Source organism: Providencia sp. PROV150, from assembly GCF_028481025.1.
GTDB classification, from domain to species: Bacteria; Pseudomonadota; Gammaproteobacteria; order Enterobacterales; family Enterobacteriaceae; genus Providencia; species Providencia hangzhouensis.
Genome location: NZ_JAMPPJ010000003.1, coordinates 106,096 through 125,940 on the forward strand (window position 1 = coordinate 106,096; position 19,845 = coordinate 125,940).

Below are 19,845 nucleotides of genomic sequence, written 5' to 3' on the forward strand. Positions count from 1 at the left end.
GGGTATTTAAATGCCCCAATAATAAAAAATATTTTTTGATTCAATGAAATCAATGTGAGCAAATCAATTCATATATAAAACAAAATATCTCTTGGAGAGTTGGGAATGGTTGTTTTTAATAAAAGAAAAGTGGCAATTAGCATAATTGCGGCTATTGCTGCGGCACCTGCATTTGCTGATGACAGTAAAGATAAAATCTATGTAACAACAGCATCAGGTTATCAACAGAAAATTGAAGATGCCCCTGCGTCTATTTCTGTAGTAACTCGCGAACAACTCGAAACTAAAGCTTATCGTGATGTGACTGACGCATTAAAAGATGTACCGGGTGTTTTAGTCACCGGTGGCGGCAGTAGCTCTGACATCAGCATCCGTGGTATGGATGCTAAATACACCATGATTTTAATCGACGGTAAACGTGTTGATACACGCAGCACTCGTCCAAATAGTGATAATTCAGGTGTTGAACAAGGTTGGTTACCGCCATTACCTGCGATTGAACGTATTGAAGTGGTACGTGGTCCTATGTCGTCGCTGTACGGTTCGGATGCGATGGGTGGGGTTATCAATATTATCACTCGTCGTGTGCAACAAGAGTGGACGACCAGTTTACGAGCAGATACTACACTGACTGAACGTAAAAATTCAGGTAATACAGGGCAAGGCAGCTTCTATACATCAGGGCCATTAATTGATGGCTTATTAGGTGCTAAATTACAAGGCCAGTATTCACACCGTGGTGAAGATAAATATGAAGGTGGTTTTAATCGTCAAATTATGACAAGTGGTGGTGGTACACTGTCATTAACTCCTGATGATAAAAATACCTTTGATTTAGATTTCAAAAAAGATAATCAGCATCGTGATTCACGATATGGCTATTCAAGAAGTAGCACTGCAAAAACTGAGAATAAAGAGAAATTTGAAAATACACACGTCGCCTTAACACATTATGGTTTATACGACGGTTTTTCTACAGATACCTATATTCAGCATGATGAAGCTAAGAATATTGGTCGTAAAATGACATCAAAAGATACGACTATGCGTAATCAAAGCGTATTTTTACTGGGCGATCATAGTCTAAGTCTTGGTGGGCAATACCGTAAAGAAAAATTGGAAGATGAGCAGAATAAGTTAAAGGCTAGTTCTCTAGACAGATACAGTTGGGCATTATTCGCAGAGGACGAATGGTTAATGACCAATGATTTTGCGTTAACAGGTGGTATTCGTATGGATAAAGACGAAAACTACGGTACACATTGGACTCCGCGCTTATATGGTGTGTGGCATCTTGATGAGCAATGGACGGTTAAAGGTGGGGTTTCAACTGGGTATAAAGCACCTGATTTACGCCAATCCTCTGCAAATTGGGGGCAAGGTACAGGTGGCGGCCAATCAAATGGCGTCATTTTTGGTAACCCTAGTTTGAAACCAGAAAAAAGCGTAACTGAAGAAATTGCGGTTATTTGGAATAATCAAGAAAACTTAACAGCAAGTTTAAGTATTTATAATACTGATTTTAAAGATAAAATTACTGAAATTACACGTTGTGATAACAAAGATAGTAGTAATAAATGTAGTACGTCAAGTAATCCAATAAATCATAGTTATGATTTTGTCAGTGATCGCACTAATATCGGTAAAGCTAATATGCGTGGGGTTGAGGTTACGTTTAATTGGAATATTTTGGATAATCTAGCGTTCACAAATAACTACACCTTCACTGATACTGAACAAAAAAGTGGTGTAAATAAAGGTAAAGCACTAAATAAACAGCCAAAACATATGGTTAACTCAACATTGACTTGGGATACAACTGAAGACTTACAAACTTGGACTCGAATGAACTTTAGGGGTAAAACATCCGATTACCAAGGCCGTAGACAAGCAATGAGTAAAGGAACCCCATCATATGCATTATTTGATCTAGGCGCGAGTTATCAATTAAATAAAAATGCGAATTTAGTTGGTGGTGTCTATAACGTCTTAGATCGTCGTATTGATACTGCAAACTACGGTGCCGAATTAGAAGGCCGTCGCTACAATATCGGTATCAACTACAACTTCTAATCGAATAATTAATCTCGATTAATCCAAACCCTTTGGCTTCCACCAAAGGGTTTTTTGCTGATTAAAACGCGATAAAAACGCTCAGAAAAAAAAGATATAAGCAGATAGGGGAAAAAGTCAGAAATAATCAAAATTTCTCATGGAAAATAGGGTGATTTGTTAACAATTTAACTTGCTATTTGTGGTTATGGCGTGCAAAATGCGCGAACTAAAAAATAACTGATGCTTAATCAAATGAAGCATCGGTTTTTTTGTTTTTAGGAACGTTCATTCTAGCGGGGCCGGACATAGAGCCGGAGAGATAATTTTAATATTTACGTGTAGCAAACATTTTACGCTACCGATTTGAGGAATGCTTTTATGGCTTACTTTTTCGCATTCGCAGCAGGGCCAGGCGCTGGCGGCTGCCGTATCGATGACTACGGGGCTCTCGGTGGCTTCGCTCACACGCCTTTCTCCCTTTCTTCGTTTTTCTCTGCCTATAGGCAGATGCAAAGTCTTCCCAGTAACTGTCGATTAAGCCGAAGTAGTATGCAATCGAAAGTTATGGGAGGGCTTAGACGTGCAAAATAACACACCAATTCCATTAGACATCGGTCACAATCAAACGGGTGCGAATAACCGCGTACAACTTGCAAAAACCTTAACATTGGTGCAAGTGGTCATGATCGGTATTGCGTATATCCAGCCAATGACGATATTTGATACCTTCGGAATGGTGTCAGATAAAACCGGTGGACATGTTCCAACTTCATACATTATTGCACTTGCTGCGATACTGTTTACTGCTCTGAGCTATGGTAAATTGGTGAAACGTTTCCCATCAGCCGGTTCAGCGTACACTTATGCCCAAAAATCAATGAGCCCACATATTGGCTTCTTGGTGGGTTGGACATCCTTGTTGTCCTATATTTTTATGCCAATGATCAACATCTTATTGGCTAAAATTTATTTACAAGATATCTTCCCTAATGTTGAGCCAGCGATTTTTGTTGTGGGATTAGTCATATTAATGACAGCAGCAAACTTACGCGGTATCAACGTGATAGCGAATTTAAGTACTGTGATTGCGATTATCCAAATTGGGGTAATGGCGGTCTTTACGGGCTTAGTGATTCACGGCGTTTCAAATGGTGAAGGTTCAGGTGAGATTTGGACATTTAACCCATTTGCTAATGAAAAAACCGAAGTGATCCCGCTTATTGCTGGGGCAACAATCCTTTGTTTCTCATTCTTAGGTTTCGACGGATTAAGCTCACTGTCAGAAGAAACACCTAATGCAGGCAAAGTGATCCCACGTGCTATTTTCTTAACCGCGTTAATCGGTGGAATTATTTTTATTACTGTTTCTTTCTTCTTACAGCAGTATTTCCCTGATGTTTCACGTTTTAAGAATATTAATGAAACACAGCCAGATATTATGCGTTTTGTTGCTGGTGCATTCTTCCAGTCAATCATTCTGGTTTTCTCATGTGTTACGGTATTAGCGTCAGGTATGGCGGCTCACGCAGGTAGCGCACGTTTAATGTACGTTATGGGGCGTGATGGGGTATTCCCAGAAAAAGTGTTTGGTTATGTAAGCCCAACATGGCGTACTCCGGCATACAACGTATTAATGGTTGGTTTCTTGGCATTAGGCGCTATCTGGTTTGAAATGGATTTTGCAACCGCGTTAATTAACTTTGGTGCGTTAATCGCGTTTACCTTTGTTAATATTTCGGTTATCAGCCAATTCTTTATTCGTGAACGCCGCATGACAGGGTTCAAAAATATCCTGAATTACTTGATTTTGCCTGTTATTGGTACACTGACAGTGTGTGTGTTATGGCTGAATATCGAAGAAGACTCAATGGTTTACGGGTTGGTTTGGACGGCAGTTGGTTTGGTCTATATGGCTGTACTGACACGTATGTTTAAGCGGCCTATGCCGCAAATGAGCGACGTTTAACAATATTCTTCATATTTCGCGCTGTAGCTGCGTTGCGTTCTCAAAACGACATGGGTCACATACTTATGTATACTCCCCATGATCGTTTTGCTCGGCGCCTTGCTACAACACGAACTATTTTGAATATGTCCAGAATTAGATTCAAAAATAGCGCCTTGAGGCGCTATTTTTTTACCCGTTAAGAATTATTTAAGATAAAGCGTGTAGCCTATTAACATCATAATATTATGTGATATTGTTGTTACAACACATAATGCAGAACTATGATAATCACGAATTCGATTAATAAGGCACACAAATGAATGATGCAAAGAAACCTGAGAATCAACGGTTATTACTGACGCTTAGGAATATTGTTGGCAAAAAAAATATTTTAACAGAGCCACATAAAACAGAACGTTATCGTAAAGGCTTCCGCTCTGGTATGGGGGATGCAATCGCGGTTGTGTTTCCAACAACATTGCTCGAACAGTGGTATGTTTTCAAGGCGTGTGTTGAAGCAGACAAAATTGTCCTGATGCAAGCGGCGAATACAGGGTTAACCGAAGGGTCTACACCGAGTGGCTATGACTATGATCGCGATATCGTCATTATTAGTACGTTGAAATTAAACCAAATTCAAGTTTTACCGGAATTTAACCAAGTCGTTGCGATGCCGGGGAGTACTTTGTACGATTTGGAGAAAATCTTAAAACCATTAGGGCGTGAACCGCACTCTTTGATTGGCTCTTCTTGTATTGGAGCTTCAGTTGTGGGTGGTATTTGTAATAGTTCTGGCGGTTCATTAGTGCGTAGAGGCCCCGCCTATACTGAGCTTGCTCTTTATGGCCGAGTCAGTGACGATGGAAAAGTGGAGCTTGTCAATCACCTAGGTATTGATTTAGGTAACACACCAGAAGAAATCCTGACGAATTTACAAAATCGTGGCTATAGTAGTGAAGACGTACAAGTTAGCGATAAACTCGCTTCTGACCATGAGTATGCAGAACGCGTTCGTGATGTCGATGCAGATACACCATCACGCTTTAACGCGGATGAACGTCGTTTATTTGAAGCATCAGGGTGCGCAGGAAAATTAGCCGTGTTTGCGGTTCGTTTAGATACCTTCCCAGCTGATAAAAAAACACAGGTATTTTATATCGGTTCAAATAACCCTGACGTTTTGGAAGATATACGCCGTTATATTTTAAGTGAATTTAAAAACCTGCCAGTTGCAGGTGAATATATGCACCGTGGTTGCTTCGATATAGCAGAAGTTTATGGTAAAGATACCTTTTTAATGATTGATAAATTTGGCACTGACAAAATGCCAATGTTTTTCACTATTAAAGGGCGTATTGATGCAGTATTAAATAAAGTCCCATTCCTGCCATCAAATCTGATTGACCGTACTATGCAGGTTCTCAGTAAATTATGGCCTTCCCATTTACCACCACGTATGAAAGAGTTTCGTGATCGTTATGAACACCATTTAATGTTAAAAATGGCCGGAGATGGCATTGATGAGGCTAAAGTTTGGCTAAAATCTTATTTTGCAAGCGCCGATGGCGGCTATTTTGAATGTACACCAGAAGAGGGGGCAAAAGCATTTTTACACCGCTTTGCCGCTGCTGGCTCCGCTGTTCGTTATCACGCTGTTCATAATAAAGATGTGGAAGATGTATTACCTCTCGACATTGCTTTACGTCGCAATGATAGAAATTGGTTTGAAACATTACCACCAGAAATTGAAAAGCTATTAGTTCATAAATTATACTGCGGTCATTTTATGTGCCATGTTATGCACCAAGACTATGTCTTGAAAAAAGGCGTTGACCCGAAAGAACTAAAAGAAAAAATGTTAGCTTTATTAGATGAAAGGGGGGCTCAATATCCTGCGGAACATAACGTAGGGCATTTATATAAAGCCCCAGAACAATTAAAATCATTTTATAAACAATCTGACCCAACAAATACAATGAACCCCGGTTTAGGTAAAACAACTAAACGCAAAAATTGGGAAGGGGATTGTGGCTGCGCTCATACTCATGATCATTAATGAACGCGTCATATAAATAACAAAAGGCAGGTATTGGGAAACGTTTCAATATCTGCCTTTTTTATTACTAAATTAACTGGCGAGATCTCTCGCATAGCTAATCAATGCTTTTAATTGTTGGCAACGCTTTTCATCATGTTGATGCTCTACAAGTAATAGCTGTATTTGTTGCATATATTCTGTTAAACGCTCTTCACTAAAGTAGTCTCTACGGTGCTGTAACCAGCGTTGCTGCTCATCATAAGACAAGGTGGCAGGGTAGTTACGTGCTTTATAGCGAAAGAAGAGCTCTTTCATGCGCTTATCTTCAAAACTGAGTTCCAATGCAGGCAAGTTCTGTGGCGATGTTTCACGAATAATATCCATGGTTGAGCGGTCAGAAGGACTAAAGAATCCATTATAAATTTGTGTATCGACATCATCCGACTCTGTAAATACTTGTGGTTCGCTAAATAACTCAATTAATTTATTACGAATTTCAGGGTTCTTGCGTAAAGTTTCCAGATTGCGCATACACAAGTCACGGTCAACACCGGTTCGTTCCGCATCTTCAGGGCGCAGTGTTTTTTCTGGTGCTAAAATAGGGCACTTATTAATGTGAACGAGTTTTACAGGAACGGGAGAAGCGCCTGCCAATTCAGCTTTAGGTGTATATAATCGGGTACGCAACTGTTGAACATCTAACTCAACTAATGGTGAGATATCAGCAGATAAATCACACATAATAACGGCATTTTTGTTGTCAGGGTGCCAAGCAAGAGGAGCGACTAAGCTGACATAAGAACGTAATGCACCAAACATACCAGACACATGAACTAGTGGTGTTATTTCTACAATATCAATAAGTTGACTTATTTTGTTTTTATTTCTTAATTGATAAAAATAATCAAACATTCTGGGTTGAGCGGCTTTCAACAGTTTGGCCATGTTAATGGTAGCTAAAACGTCAGACATTGCATCGTGAGCATTTTCATGAGCAACACCATTCGCTTTAGTTAAATGTTCTAAACGCATACTCGGCAGGCCATCTTCATTCTCTGGCCATTGAAGACCTTCAGGGCGAAGCGCAAAACAGGCACGCAAAGTGTCGAGTAAATCCCAACGTGAATTTCCTTGCTGCCAACTATAGGCATACGGGTCATAAAAATTTCGATAAAAAATATTACGGGTAACTTCATCATCGAAACGAATATTGTTGTAACCCATAATGCAGGTATTGGGGACACTAAAAGCCGCATGAATTCGTTTAGCAAACTCGGCTTCATTAACGCCTTGAGATAATGCGACCTGTGGGGTGATCCCAGTGATCATGACGGCTTCAGGTTGCGGCAAATAGTCATCAGCTGGAGCGCAATAAAAAACCTCTGGCTCTTCAATGATATTAAAATCAAGGTCGGTGCGGACGCCTGCAAATTGCGCTGGCCGATCAAGAGCAGGGCGCTTACCAAAAGTTTCATAGTCATGAATAAAAAAAGTAGGTTGTTTTTTATTATCTTGCAACGTTTTCACCATTTCGATGGTTATATAGTAGATTGATAGTGGTTAATTTATTGGTATTCACTATACATTGTTGATTAATGATACCTTATCTACTGTGAAAGCTAAACCAAGGCTATCTGATATTGAACTGGCGCGATTGATAGCAGTTTAATTTGATAACTCGATAGAATATTTTACCCAGCAGGAGGTCGTTATCTTAAGTTATAAGTATTGTGATAAGTGTCACATATATTAATTGTTAACGTTAACATTGGTGATTAACATCACAATTAATAGGTGATTTTGTGGTTTGTAATTAATGTTAACCTTAACATTTCATCAGGATAATTTTTGTTAGGTGATGAAATATGAATCGTGGTTCAAGAAAGTATTATGCCTCTTTGAGTGCATTATTGTTTTTTTTCTTTTTCACCTGGTCATCAACATTTTCTGTCGTTGCAATCTGGCTGCGTAAATATGTTGGTTTAGATGGCGCAGATACTGGGGTTATTTTCTCTTGTATTTCGATTGTGGCGCTTTGCGCGCAACCACTTTATGGATTCATGCAGGATAAATTAGGGTTACGAAAAAATTTACTATTATTTATTGCAGTATTACTGATTGCATCAGGGCCATTTTTTATGGTTTTTGGGACGTTGCTAAAATGGAATGTATTTTTAGGCAGTGCAATTGGTGGCTTATTTATTGGTATGACCTTTCACGCAGGGATTGGGGTGCTTGAGTCTTATACAGAGAGGGTCAGCCGATTACGTAATTTTGAATATGGTAAAGCGAGGATGTGGGGCTCATTGGGTTGGGCGACAGCTACCTTTTTTGCCGGGCGTAACATTAACGTGAACCCTGATTACAATTTTATTATGGCAACTGTTTCAGGCCTATTATTTTTAGTTATTCTATTGAAATTAAAAACGGCAAATACGGATGCTTATAATAGCCTTGAACATGGTAAACCTTCTACGATAACCGTGAAAGACGCTCTACAATTGTTTGTACAACCTCAATTTTGGGCTTTAATATTATTTGTATTAGGAACCTGTATATACAGTGTATATGATCAGCAATTTATGGTGTATTTTGCTCATCAATTTCAGAATGAACAATTAGGTAATGAGATGTACGGTTATCTAAACTCATTGCAGGTTTTCTTGGAAGCAGGGGGGATGTTTTTAGCACCATTTATCGTCAATCGGATAGGTGCTAAAAATGGGTTATTATTTGCGAGCTCAGTGATGGCGTTACGCATTATTGGTTCAGGCTTAGTTGATGGTGCAATTATGATATCGATAATGAAATTACTGCATGCCGTTGAACTCCCGATTCTTTTAGTCGCGATTTTTAAATATAACAGCCTTCATTTTGATAAACGTTTGTCATCGACACTTTATTTGGTTGGCTTTAGCTGCATGAGCTCTGTAGTTGCAAGTATTTTATCGCCATTAGCTGGCTGGGGATACGATCAAATTGGTTTTGCTCATACTTATCTCGTCATGGGGGGATTTGTGATTATTACGACAATATTATCTGCATTTTGTCTCAGAGGTGACGGGACAGGTAATCAAGAAATCGGAAGTAAAGATCAGAGAAATAAGTTTGATAAAGATCACTCTGATAATTTGGTCGTTAAAGTATAAAGTGAAATCAAGTTTCAGCGGAATAATTTGATAAATATGCGAAACGGGCTTGTAACACGATAGGATTAGAATGTATTGTGTTAATAGATAATGCGTTTTGAATATTGACTAGAGGGTTTTAAACATGGACAACGCTAACAAGCCGTCTTTCCAAAATGTTCTGGAATTTGTGCGTATGTTTCGTCGCAAAAATAAAATTCGTCGTGAAATCACCGACAATGAGAAAAAAATTCGTGATAACCAGAAGCGTGTTTTGCTACTGGATAACTTGAGTGAATATATAAAACCAGGCATGTCGATTGAGGATATTCAGGCAATTATTGCGAACATGCGTAGCGATTATGATGATCGTGTTGATGATTATATTATCAAGAACGCTGAGCTTTCCAAAGAGCGCCGTGAAATATCTAAAAAACTCAAAGAAATGGGTGAATTGCCTCGCATCGATGTAAAATAATCAACTAATAAAGCCGAGATAATCTCGGCTTTATTGTTTTTGAGTTATTATCATGAAGGTTTGTTGTTATAAATTTAGTTTATTAACTTGTTTGATTAATGCAGTTGCTAATCTTTCCATTTCATTTTCTGCAATAAATCCCATCGTCACTGCGGCAGCAACAAGCTGACCTTCGCCATTAAATACAGGACAAGCAATAGATTGCGCTCCGGGAATACCTTCTGTTGGTTGGTAACGGATAGCATAACCTTGTTGGGTCACTTTATTAATTTCGTCTTGTGAATAGGAATTAGAGCCAAATTGGCCATCAAATGCTGAATAAACCAGCCCTGCCGCACTTTTTACGACAGGCAATGGCGTGTTAGGTAAAAAGTCAATTTCAATATTTTTAAAGCTACGATTATATTTAACCAAAGAAAGTGCTTTCCCTAAGCGGGTGGCAACACCTGTTGAGACATTTTGTTCATCACGAAATTGAATCAAAGCATTATTAATAGTGTCGATATAAGAGTCTTCAGGTTTAACAAAATTGGCTAAGAAGGTTAAATTTCGGCCTAAGCCATAACGGCTAGTTTGAATGTCTTGATACAGCATTTGTGTACGGCATAGTGAAACAAGATATTTATGTAGCCGACTTTTTGATATCTCACAGCCTTTTGAAATATCCGCTGCGCGCGCAATACCTCCATTCTGAGCAATATAATTTAAAATGCTTACGGCTATATCAACAGAATTAACACCTTGCAGAGTAGACATACATAAACCACCTAAATTTAACAAGTTTGGGTATTTTACCATGAGTTGCCTTGTGCTGCTAACGACCCGACGTGACAAACAAATAATCCGAAAGCGGTAGTACGTTATTACCTATAAATAGATAGAATTATTGATGCTACTCAAGTTCACTTTTGGTTAATGGAGTATATATATAGTGAACTTTAAAAAGCAATGTTGAGGTTTACTATAATGAAAACTATAAATTCACTACGTTTGAAACGCCGAACTCTGCTCAAAGGGCTTGGTGTTGTGGGGTTGGCGAGTATTGCTCCCTGTTCTTATACACAAGAAAACAGCAACCAACCCTTACCTAAAGTGCGACTAAAATTGTCGGACTACAAAACATTTCGGTCAACTTGTGCAATGGAGTGTTTACATTGCAACCTAACTGCATATACCTATCAAGGTAAGCTGATGAAAATACAGGCGACTGAAGGGTTTAATGTCAAATGTTGCTTGCGAGGTATGAGCCGGACTAAATGGGTCTATCATGAGCAACGCATCAAAACCCCATTACTGCGAGTCGGCGAAAAAGGTAAAGCGGAATTCAAACCGATAAGCTGGGATGAAGCGCTGGATCTTATCGAAAAAAATATCAGAGAAACCATTGATAAATATGGTAATGAAGGGTTATTTATTTCCACGCATGCAGGGAATATGGACTCTATCAAGAATGATATGGGAAAAGCCTTTTTTGATTATTTAGGCGGAGCAACGAAACAGGCGGGTTCATTGTGTTGTTCAGCGGTAACAGCAGCGATGATCCCAATGCTAGGTTTAAGGTATGCAGATACCCGAGATACGATAGCCGACAGCCGCTATATCTTGTGTTGGGGAAATAACCCTGCTGTTACCATGCAAGCCTATTTTAAAAATTATAACCAAGCGAGAAGAAATGGTGCTCGACTAGTGGTTATTGACCCGCGCTATAGTGAAACCGCGGCAAAAGCAGACGAGTGGGTCCCGATTATTCCAGGGACGGATACGGCTTTGGCATTGGGAATGATCAAAATCATTATTGAAGAAAACCGAATAGATGAAAACTTCCTTAGAACACATACAGGCGCTGTTTATTTAGTTGACACCAATCAGAAACAAGTTAGGCAAAATAATGATGATAAGGACAGTTATTTAGTTTTCGACATATTAAGCAAACAATTAGTTCGTCATGATTCATCGGGTATTAAACCGGCACTATTCCAACATGAACTTCCTGAAGATTTGGGGTATACCACGGTTTTTGAGCAAATTTATCAACAAGCTAAACCATGGGATGTTGCTCGAGTCAGTGAAGAAACGGATATTCCAGCGGAAACTATCGTACGTCTTGCTCGGGATTACTCATCAATAACACCTTCAATGATTGTGCAAAATATGTCAGGAGCACAGCGAACTGAGCACGGTGCTTATGTTGCAGGAAGTCAATTCTACCTTGCATTACTCACTGGCAATATCGGTAAACGAGGGGCGGGGGTTTGTGATGCCGGTGGAGCTCGGCAAATGGCTAACTTTAGTCCAATCGTTCCTCCTGCTCCGAATGTGAAAAATATTCCACCTATTCCGGTGGCGAAAGTTGGCGATTTTATCGTCAATGAAAAGCCGCATCCGATTAATTTTTGGTGGATTATGACAATGGGGGTTATGACCCAATTACCGAATACTAACAAGGTTCGGGAGGCTCTGAAGAAAGTTCCATTTGTGGTAGTGGCTGATAATCTCATGAGCTCAACAGCGTTATATGCAGATTTAGTCCTACCTGTTACAACGATTTTTGAAGATACAAGTTTGATGGCGGGGGTACGTAGCCAATATGTTCAATTAATGGAACAAGCCGTCGAACCTGTTGGTGAAGCAAAACCCGATTATTGGATTTTCGCCCGGCTAGCAGAGCGTTTCGGCTTTGGAGATGTATTCAATAAGCCAATAGAACACTACATTGATGCCTGTTTAGTCGGTTCAGGCATCACTCGTCAAATGTTAGAAAAAGGCCCAGTACGTCCTGTAGAAGGAGACTGGATTCCTTTCAAAGACGGTATTTTTAGAACATCGACTAAAAAAGCGCACTTATTTGTTGAAGATTGGCAAAAGAAAAATTTCTCACCTGTCGTCGCTTACTACCAAGTGACCGAGTCTGTTAAAGGTTCACCTGAATTAGCCAAAAAGTATCCATTAATGGCGGTTCAGCGCAAGTTAGCGCGTAGTGTGCATTCAAGTCATGGAATGAATGAATGGATTCTGGAAGTACAACGAAATCAGCCGAATGTTTTAATTCACCCAGAAGATGCTAAATCTAGAGGTATTCAGAATGGGGAATGGGCAATCACCTTTAATGACCGAGGAGAACACAGAGCCATTGCTGTTGTGACAACGCATATTAAAAAAGGCGTGATTTCACTAGATAACGGCTGGTGGGAGCAGCAGGGGGGAAGCAGCAGTCATGTCACGAATGACCAAGTTGAACATTTGGGAACAGGGCACTGCTGTAATAGTACGTTAGTTGATGTCAGAAGGGAGGCGTAATCATGGTTAAGCAATATGGTTTTTTGATAAATACAAAAGATTGCTATGGTTGCCGTACTTGTTCAATGGCCTGTAAATCCGAAAATGTCACCCCACCAGGGGTTTTGTGGCGTAGAGTTCGCGAATTTAATGATGACTCACCGAATGCCCAAGCATTTATTACGATGTCTTGTAATCATTGTGATGATCCTCAATGTTTGAAAGTCTGCCCTGCTGACACCTATACCAAACGGGCGGATGGCATAGTCGTTCAAGACCATGAAAAATGTATCGGTTGCCAGATGTGTATCATGGCTTGCCCATATCATGCTCCTGTTTTTGATCCTGCTGAAGGGAAAACGAGCAAGTGTAATATGTGCGCAGAACGGTTAGATGAAGGGCTACTACCAAGGTGTGTGGAGTCTTGCCCGACGGGCGCTATTGAGTTTGGTGATATTACCGAGCTACGTAAAAAGCACACGACAAATTGGGCGGTACTGGAGCAGCGCTATAATATGCCCGATCACACAATTAGTAATCCAAATATTGTGATTATTGGGATGGAGGACTAATCATGGATATTAAACATATGGAACTCCCTCTGGTATTTTTTACAGTGATGAGCCAGTGGGGGATCGGGGCAGTTCTCGCATTAACTATTTACCAAATGAAAGCCAGTCAAGAGTCCCTATTATCAGGGCCTGTATTGCGTCGAGCAGTGCTATTGATATGGTTGATTGAAGTTATTGGCTCATCGATGTCAATGGGGCATTTAGGTGTGCCTCTTGAAGCATACCGTTCCGTTTTGGGGTTAAGCCATTCATGGTTAAGCCGCGAGGCCGTGACATTTGTATTATTAAATGGCGTTGTCACGTTATGGGCTCTATCTTGCTGGTTGCAGCCCACAGTAAACATGCGCAACACGATATTAGGCTGGATAAGTGGGATTGGTGGATTAGCCGCTATACTTGTCACGGCACAAGTCTATTATCAAATGGTCGCTCACCCATTATGGCATACTCCGGCAACACAAATCGCATTTATAGGCAGTGCAATTGTCCTTGGTTTTAGTCTAGTGGCCTTATTTGTTATTGGGCAAGGAAAGCCATTACCATCGTCAATTAAAGTCGGTGTGCTTATAGGTGTTGCATTGGTATTATTAGCGCAAATCATTCGCCTGCAATTACCTGCAAGCCAAGGTGGAAGCTATTTGCTGTGGTGGCAAGTTGTGATGAGTATGCTATTGCCTTGCATTGTGGCGATGAAAGAATATAAGAAACCGCCATCGGCGATTTTAATTGCCTTAGTGATATTAGCCATATTTAGCGGTGAATTAGCGGGTCGAGCCTTGTTTTATGGAGCGGTTATGATCCAAGCTCCTTGGTTCTAAAAATCCTCGTCATATTTCGGCCTGTCGCGTTGTTGGCTTCACACACTCGCCCTAGTCACATACTTATGTATGCTCCTAGGGCCTCGTTTAGCTTGCCGCCTAGCGACAGACCGAACTATTTAGAGGATTATGTAGGTTTTTTTGTCGATATCAGAATTCGGCCTGTAGTGTTGTGTATGGGTTCTAGTTATATGCTTGGGGGTACGTTTAGCTAATGTGCTTATTCAAAAGCACCATTCATCAGTTTGATAATAGGGTCCGAACGCTTATAGCTGTTGATTAGAGGAACTAGGCGTTTGAAATGTTCGCTGGCACAGTGAATATCGAGCGCTTCTTGATTCGGCCACTCCTCGATAAAAATAAAGTGCCCAGGATCTTTTTGGTCAACGTAAAGGTCATAACTGATACACAATGGTTCTTGTTTAGTTGCAGCGACCAATTCACGGTATAGCGGCATAACAATCTCAATCGCTTCGCTTTGAATAAAATCTTCCGCAATGACTTTTAACATATATTTCCCTTTTCTTTATAAAATAACTGTGTATAAACACAGCAATACAAACACAAATTCGTTGAGAGCTCAATGTAAAAAACTGGCGAGATGATGAGTTTTTTTTAATTAAAAAATTTATTATTCATGAAATGTATTGTAATAAAAAAGCCCTGATAGTTTCCTATCAAGGCTTTTATATTTACAGCTAGCGAGTTGTTAGAAATCAGCAGGTTTTGCCATTTCAGAGGTTGCGACGTTTGAAGCAACGTGGCCACCTGCGCCGCCTTTACCTTCAAAGGTTGAGGCTTCACGCTGGAATTCTGTTATCTCAAATGGTGCAGCAGCACTTGCAGGTGCGGGCGCTTTTGTCATTGGAGAATAAGCATGACGTTTATGTAAGCTGACCGCTGGGCTGCTTGCTACCGTTGCTGGTTCAGCTACGGCAACAGGTTCGATAACTTCCTCGGCACTGACTACCTCGGCTGATGCCGTGACAGAAACTTGTGGACGTTGCGCTTCTTCAACGACTTCATTCACAATAACAGGCGTTGTTTGTTCGTCCGCAATAGAAACGCTTTCAACCACTTCTGTTTGAGCTATTTCAACCTGTGGCTCAATAACTTCAGCCACTATTTCTACAGTCTCTTTTACAGCTTCGATGGTTTCAACTTCTTGCGAAACATCAGTTTTCTCTTCAACAACAACTGGAGTTGGTTCGACAATGTGTTCAACAACCGTTGCTTCGTTAGCTAATGGGGTTTCTTCTACATTAACCGTTTCTGTAGTGGTGTCTTGTACCTCGTGTTTAACCTCTTCAGCCACGACTGGAGAGACAATTACGTGGCTTTGTGACGCGGTAACATTTGAGGTTTCAGCGACAGAAGCTTCATTAACACTTTGTTGTTCAAGCATTTCCTCATTGGTGATGATTGCCATGCTTTCTTGTTGAGGCTGAGCAATCGGGTAATGAATAAATACTTTGCCAGACGCAAGCTCTGGTGAGGCAACGGCAGCGATTAATGGCATTGGTGATTTAGTCAAATGGCGCTCATCACGGTAGCGACGACGACGTTGACCACTGACACGCAAGTGACGAGGTGAACGACGAGAACGACGTGGAATGATGGTGTCTTGTTTTTCTTCACCATCAACTTGAGCCACGGTTTCTTGACGCTCTTCAGTTTGTACTTCACCTTCAGTTTGGTTCACAGATACCGTTGGTGCAGGTAATGCTGCAACTGGCTCAGTGGTTACTTCAGGTGCCGTTTCAACAGGAGTAATGATTTGCTCGCTATCAGTAATACGGATTTTTTGTGCTAATTGGCGACGTTGACGACGTGGGGCAACCGGACGTTGTTCTTCTTCCTTTTCCACCGCATCTTCGACATGACTTTGCTGAGCATCTTGTTGAGTTTTGGCCACTTGCTGTTGACGTTTTTCGTCTTGGCGACGACGACGCTCAGCACGTTGTTCGCGACGTTGCTGCTGGTTGTCACGATTGTTAGACTCAGTTGCTTGCTCATCTTGCTGGCTCGTATTTTTATTATTACGGCCTTTATTACGAGTGTTCGCATCATCCGATGACGTATTACGGTTATTGCGATTATCACGGTTGTCACGATTATCGCGTGTTTCATTTTCATCGCGATCACGACGATTATTATTACGGCGATTATTATTGCGACGATCATTGTTACGGCGGCGGTCATTATTATTGCGGTTTTTCGGCGCTGGTTTCTCAACCACTTTTTCTTCTTCACCAAATAGGTTCTTGAAGAAAGCCGCAATTTTGCTGAACAAACCTGGGGATGCAGGTTCAGTTGCCACTGATTTTACTGGTGCTTTTGTTGCAGTTTCTTTTGGCTTCACTGTAGACATGTCTACAGGCTCTTGCAGTGCAAAAGCTGAAATTGCAGGTTGCTCAGGGATTTTGCGCTCAGCGGTAGTCTCGTCACTTTGTGTCAAAGTGACGGTTTCGTGATATTGAGCTAAGTTATAGCTTAAAGTATTTACCTCTTCACCTTTACGAATGCGGATCACATGGAAGTGAGGCGTTTGCATTTGGTCATTAGGGACAATCACAACGCGAACATGGCTTTGGCGTTGTTCGATATCACTAACGGCTTTACGCTTTTCATTCAATAGGTAAGATGCAATTTGTACAGGAACAATGGCATGCACTTCGTGAGTATTTTCTTTCAGTGCCTCTTCTTCGATAAGGCGAAGAACAGACAGGGAAAGTGATTCGTTATCACGAATGGTTCCTGTTCCTGAACAGCGAGGGCACACGTGATGGCTGGATTCACCTAACGATGGGCTCAAGCGCTGACGTGACATTTCTAATAAACCAAAACGAGAGATGCGTGCAATTTGAATGCGAGCACGGTCTTGGCGTACAGCTTCACGTAAGCGGTTTTCTACTTCACGTTGATGCCTAACTGGCGTCATATCGATAAAATCGATAACAATCAAACCACCTAGGTCACGTAGACGTAATTGACGTGCAATTTCATCAGCCGCTTCTAAGTTAGTATTGAACGCAGTTTCTTCGATATCGCCACCACGTGTTGAACGTGAGGAGTTGATATCGATAGCGGTCAGAGCTTCAGTGGTATCAATAACTAATGCACCACCTGATGGCAAACGAACTTCGCGTTGGAACGCAGATTCGATTTGTGATTCAATTTGGTAGTGGCTAAAAAGTGGAACATCGCCACTATAGTGTTTGATTTTGCTTGCAAAATCACCACGACCGATAGCTTCGATATGGTTGCGTGCCATTTCGACAACTTTCGGGTTATCTATTAGGATCTCACCGATATCTGGGCGTAGATAATCACGGAATGCACGAACAATAACGTTACTTTCTTGGTGGATTAAGAAAGGTGCAGGGCGGTTTTCAGCGGCTTTTTGAATCGCTTCCCAGTGACGTAAACGGTAAAGCAAATCTTGTTGCAGTGATTCTGCAGATTTACCCACACCCGCGGTGCGAACGATTAAGCCCATGCCATCTGGAATTTGTAAAGAAGACAGCGCTTCTTTTAGCTCAGTGCGGTCTTCGCCTTCGATACGACGTGAAATGCCTCCCGCACGTGGGTTATTTGGCATTAAAACGAGGTAACTTCCTGCCAAGCTAATGAAGGTGGTTAATGCGGCACCTTTATTTCCACGCTCTTCTTTATCCACTTGAACGATAACTTCTTGGCCTTCTTTTAACACATCTTTAATGTTAGGACGGCCTTGGGAGTGATAGTTGCTTGGGAAGTATTCACGAGCGATTTCTTTGATAGGAAGGAAACCGTGTCTTTCAGCGCCATAGTCAACAAAAGCAGCTTCAAGACTAGGTTCGATACGAGTGATTTTACCTTTGTAAATATTGGCCTTTTTTTGCTCATGACCGGGACTTTCAATATCCAAATCATAGAGGCGTTGCCCGTCAACAAGGGCAACACGCAACTCTTCCTGTTGAGTTGCGTTTATTAGCATTCTTTTCATGTTATTACTTACTCATTATTTTCTTTTAAATAAAGAGCAGCGAAAGAAAGAGCTACTGTAAACCGATGGCCTCGTGATTTTTACAAAACCGTCTGCCTCGCGGCAGTCGTTCGTATAGAGACGCGCAGTATTCGGTGAACCTGATTTTTAGATTAAAAATTCAGCGTTCTTAATCAGGATGCCGTAAGTTATTAAAGAAAACGGAAGTTCCTAACCCAATAAGCCAAAATTCGTTGCTCGCTAATTTATTTGATGTTGCTAAATGTCTTACGCCATTGCTGCACTGTTACGCCATCAAATAAGAAATCCTATAAAACGTTAACTTTCGTTTTTTAAACATCTTAGCAACTTCATATTATTCCATTGCCATAGGCATTATAGCAAGTCGATACGGAAGTTATATGGAAATTTTATTTAGAAATAGGATAAATCATGCAGAAAATAACCAAATTAAAAAAAAAGATAAAAAATTTTGTGGAGTCGGTATGATAGGGAAAGCGAATAAGAGCATATTTTAATCAATTAGAGTTAACGCATTCCCGAATGAATACACAAAATCAAGTTCAATTTATTGACATCAGCGATGACGAAGCTGGGCAACGTATCGATAACTTTTTGCTCACTAAACTTAAAGGTGTACCAAAGAGTATGATTTATCGCATTATCCGCAAAGGGGAAGTGCGTGTTAACAAGGGGCGGATAAAGCCTGAGTATAAATTAGTCGAAGGGGACCAAGTCCGCGTTCCTCCCGTTAGGGTTGCTGAACGGGAAACTGCACCGGTTTCGGCTAAACTGGATAAGGTCGCTGCATTAGCGAATTGCATTTTATTTGAAGATGACGTTCTCTTAGTGCTGAATAAACCATCTGGTACTGCTGTTCATGGTGGAAGTGGTTTAAGCTTTGGCGTTATCGAAGGCTTGAGGGCTTTGCGACCCGAAGCGCGTTTCCTTGAATTAGTCCATCGCTTGGATAGAGACACTTCTGGGATTTTGTTAGTGGCAAAAAAACGTTCTGCACTTCGCGCACTACATGAACAATTGCGTTTAAAACAAATGCAAAAGGATTATTTAGCATTAGTGAGAGGCAATTGGCAGTCCCACATGAAAGTTGTTCAAGCGCCTTTACTGAAAAATATTCTACAAAGTGGTGAACGTGTCGTGAAAGTGAGCAGTGAAGGAAAACCCTCGGAGACACGGTTTAAAGTTGAAGAACGTTTTGAAAATGCAACCTTAGTGAAAGCAAGCCCGGTTACGGGCCGTACGCATCAGATTCGTGTGCATACTCTCTATGCAGGGCATCCTATTGCATTTGATGACCGTTATGGTGACAAGCAATTTGATAGCCAACTGGCCGGAACAGGTTTAAACCGCTTATTTTTGCATGCGAGCGCACTGAAATTTACACACCCTAAAACGGGAGATGAGATGCGTTTGCAAGCGCCATTAGATAACCAGCTGAATCACTGCCTGAAAATATTACGTAGTCGTAAAGCAGAAAAGTAGGTCATTTAATTAACTGGCAGGTATTTCCTGCCAGTTAAATG

The 19,845-nt window shown here is 40.9% G+C and carries 14 protein-coding genes; 10 read left to right on the plus strand and 4 right to left on the minus strand.

All coding sequences use genetic code 11. The features are described from left to right. Positions 1–105: 105 nt before the first annotated feature. The 4 genes from PSE83_RS03760 (at position 106) to dld (ending at position 6,059) form a co-directional block, all read left to right on the plus strand. Positions 106–2,073 carry a ligand-gated channel protein gene (locus PSE83_RS03760; protein WP_094960416.1) on the plus strand — a complete coding sequence of 656 codons (1,968 nt, stop codon included), beginning with the start codon at positions 106–108 and terminating at the stop codon, positions 2,071–2,073. A 360-nt stretch (positions 2,074–2,433) separates the two neighbouring features. Further along, positions 2,434–2,646 carry a hypothetical protein gene (locus PSE83_RS03765; protein ID WP_004253162.1) on the plus strand — a complete coding sequence of 71 codons (213 nt, stop codon included), beginning with the start codon at positions 2,434–2,436 and terminating at the stop codon, positions 2,644–2,646. Then, on the plus strand, positions 2,636–4,021 hold the full coding sequence (locus tag PSE83_RS03770; protein WP_004253165.1) for an APC family permease: 1,386 nt from the start codon (positions 2,636–2,638) through the stop codon (positions 4,019–4,021). The genes PSE83_RS03765 and PSE83_RS03770 overlap by 11 nt, the downstream gene beginning before the upstream one ends. A gap of 298 nt (positions 4,022–4,319) precedes the next feature. After that, positions 4,320–6,059 carry a D-lactate dehydrogenase gene (gene dld / locus PSE83_RS03775; RefSeq protein WP_004253168.1) on the plus strand — a complete coding sequence of 580 codons (1,740 nt, stop codon included), beginning with the start codon at positions 4,320–4,322 and terminating at the stop codon, positions 6,057–6,059. Positions 6,060–6,131: 72 nt separating this feature from the next. Here dld and sbcB read toward each other — a convergent pair whose 3' ends face one another. Then, positions 6,132–7,559 (minus strand): exodeoxyribonuclease I, encoded by a 1,428-nt coding sequence (gene sbcB / locus PSE83_RS03780; RefSeq protein WP_036957613.1) that lies wholly within the window; start codon positions 7,557–7,559, stop codon positions 6,132–6,134. A gap of 347 nt (positions 7,560–7,906) precedes the next feature. On the opposite strand from sbcB, the gene PSE83_RS03785 reads away from it, so the two are divergent. Both PSE83_RS03785 and tmaR read left to right on the plus strand, forming a co-directional pair. Next, the gene (locus PSE83_RS03785) at positions 7,907–9,190 is read left to right on the plus strand and encodes an MFS transporter (RefSeq protein ID WP_004253175.1); all 1,284 of its coding nucleotides are present in this window, start codon (positions 7,907–7,909) and stop codon (positions 9,188–9,190) included. Positions 9,191–9,314: 124 nt separating this feature from the next. Continuing rightward, positions 9,315–9,647, plus strand: coding sequence for a PTS system regulator TmaR (gene tmaR, locus PSE83_RS03790; protein WP_004253179.1), 333 nt, complete (start codon positions 9,315–9,317; stop codon positions 9,645–9,647). Between the two features lie 66 nt (positions 9,648–9,713). On the opposite strand, the gene PSE83_RS03795 is transcribed toward tmaR, so the two are convergent. Beyond that, complete coding sequence (locus tag PSE83_RS03795; RefSeq protein ID WP_036958098.1) at positions 9,714–10,403, minus strand: helix-turn-helix domain-containing protein; 690 nt, start codon at positions 10,401–10,403, stop codon at positions 9,714–9,716. A gap of 210 nt (positions 10,404–10,613) precedes the next feature. Between PSE83_RS03795 and PSE83_RS03800 the strand changes: the two genes are divergently transcribed. From PSE83_RS03800 to PSE83_RS03810, 3 genes are read left to right on the plus strand one after another with little or no spacing between them, the layout of a single operon-like run. Next, the gene (locus PSE83_RS03800; protein ID WP_196724963.1) at positions 10,614–12,944 is read left to right on the plus strand and encodes a molybdopterin-containing oxidoreductase family protein; all 2,331 of its coding nucleotides are present in this window, start codon (positions 10,614–10,616) and stop codon (positions 12,942–12,944) included. 2 nt (positions 12,945–12,946) lie between these two features. Continuing rightward, the gene (locus PSE83_RS03805) at positions 12,947–13,495 is read left to right on the plus strand and encodes a 4Fe-4S dicluster domain-containing protein (protein ID WP_172412196.1); all 549 of its coding nucleotides are present in this window, start codon (positions 12,947–12,949) and stop codon (positions 13,493–13,495) included. A gap of 2 nt (positions 13,496–13,497) precedes the next feature. Then, a complete protein-coding gene (locus PSE83_RS03810) occupies positions 13,498–14,313 on the plus strand; it encodes a dimethyl sulfoxide reductase anchor subunit family protein (RefSeq protein WP_004253189.1) in 816 nt (271 codons plus the stop codon). Between the two features lie 220 nt (positions 14,314–14,533). On the opposite strand, the gene PSE83_RS03815 is transcribed toward PSE83_RS03810, so the two are convergent. Beyond that, complete coding sequence (locus PSE83_RS03815; protein WP_004253191.1) at positions 14,534–14,824, minus strand: putative quinol monooxygenase; 291 nt, start codon at positions 14,822–14,824, stop codon at positions 14,534–14,536. Between the two features lie 198 nt (positions 14,825–15,022). Then, positions 15,023–18,301, minus strand: coding sequence for a ribonuclease E (rne, locus tag PSE83_RS03820; protein WP_272660669.1), 3,279 nt, complete (start codon positions 18,299–18,301; stop codon positions 15,023–15,025). A gap of 543 nt (positions 18,302–18,844) precedes the next feature. On the opposite strand from rne, the gene rluC reads away from it, so the two are divergent. Further along, positions 18,845–19,804: a 23S rRNA pseudouridine(955/2504/2580) synthase RluC gene (gene rluC / locus PSE83_RS03825; RefSeq protein ID WP_164565237.1), complete on the plus strand. Its 960-nt coding sequence runs from the start codon at positions 18,845–18,847 to the stop codon at positions 19,802–19,804. Positions 19,805–19,845: the final 41 nt, after the last annotated feature.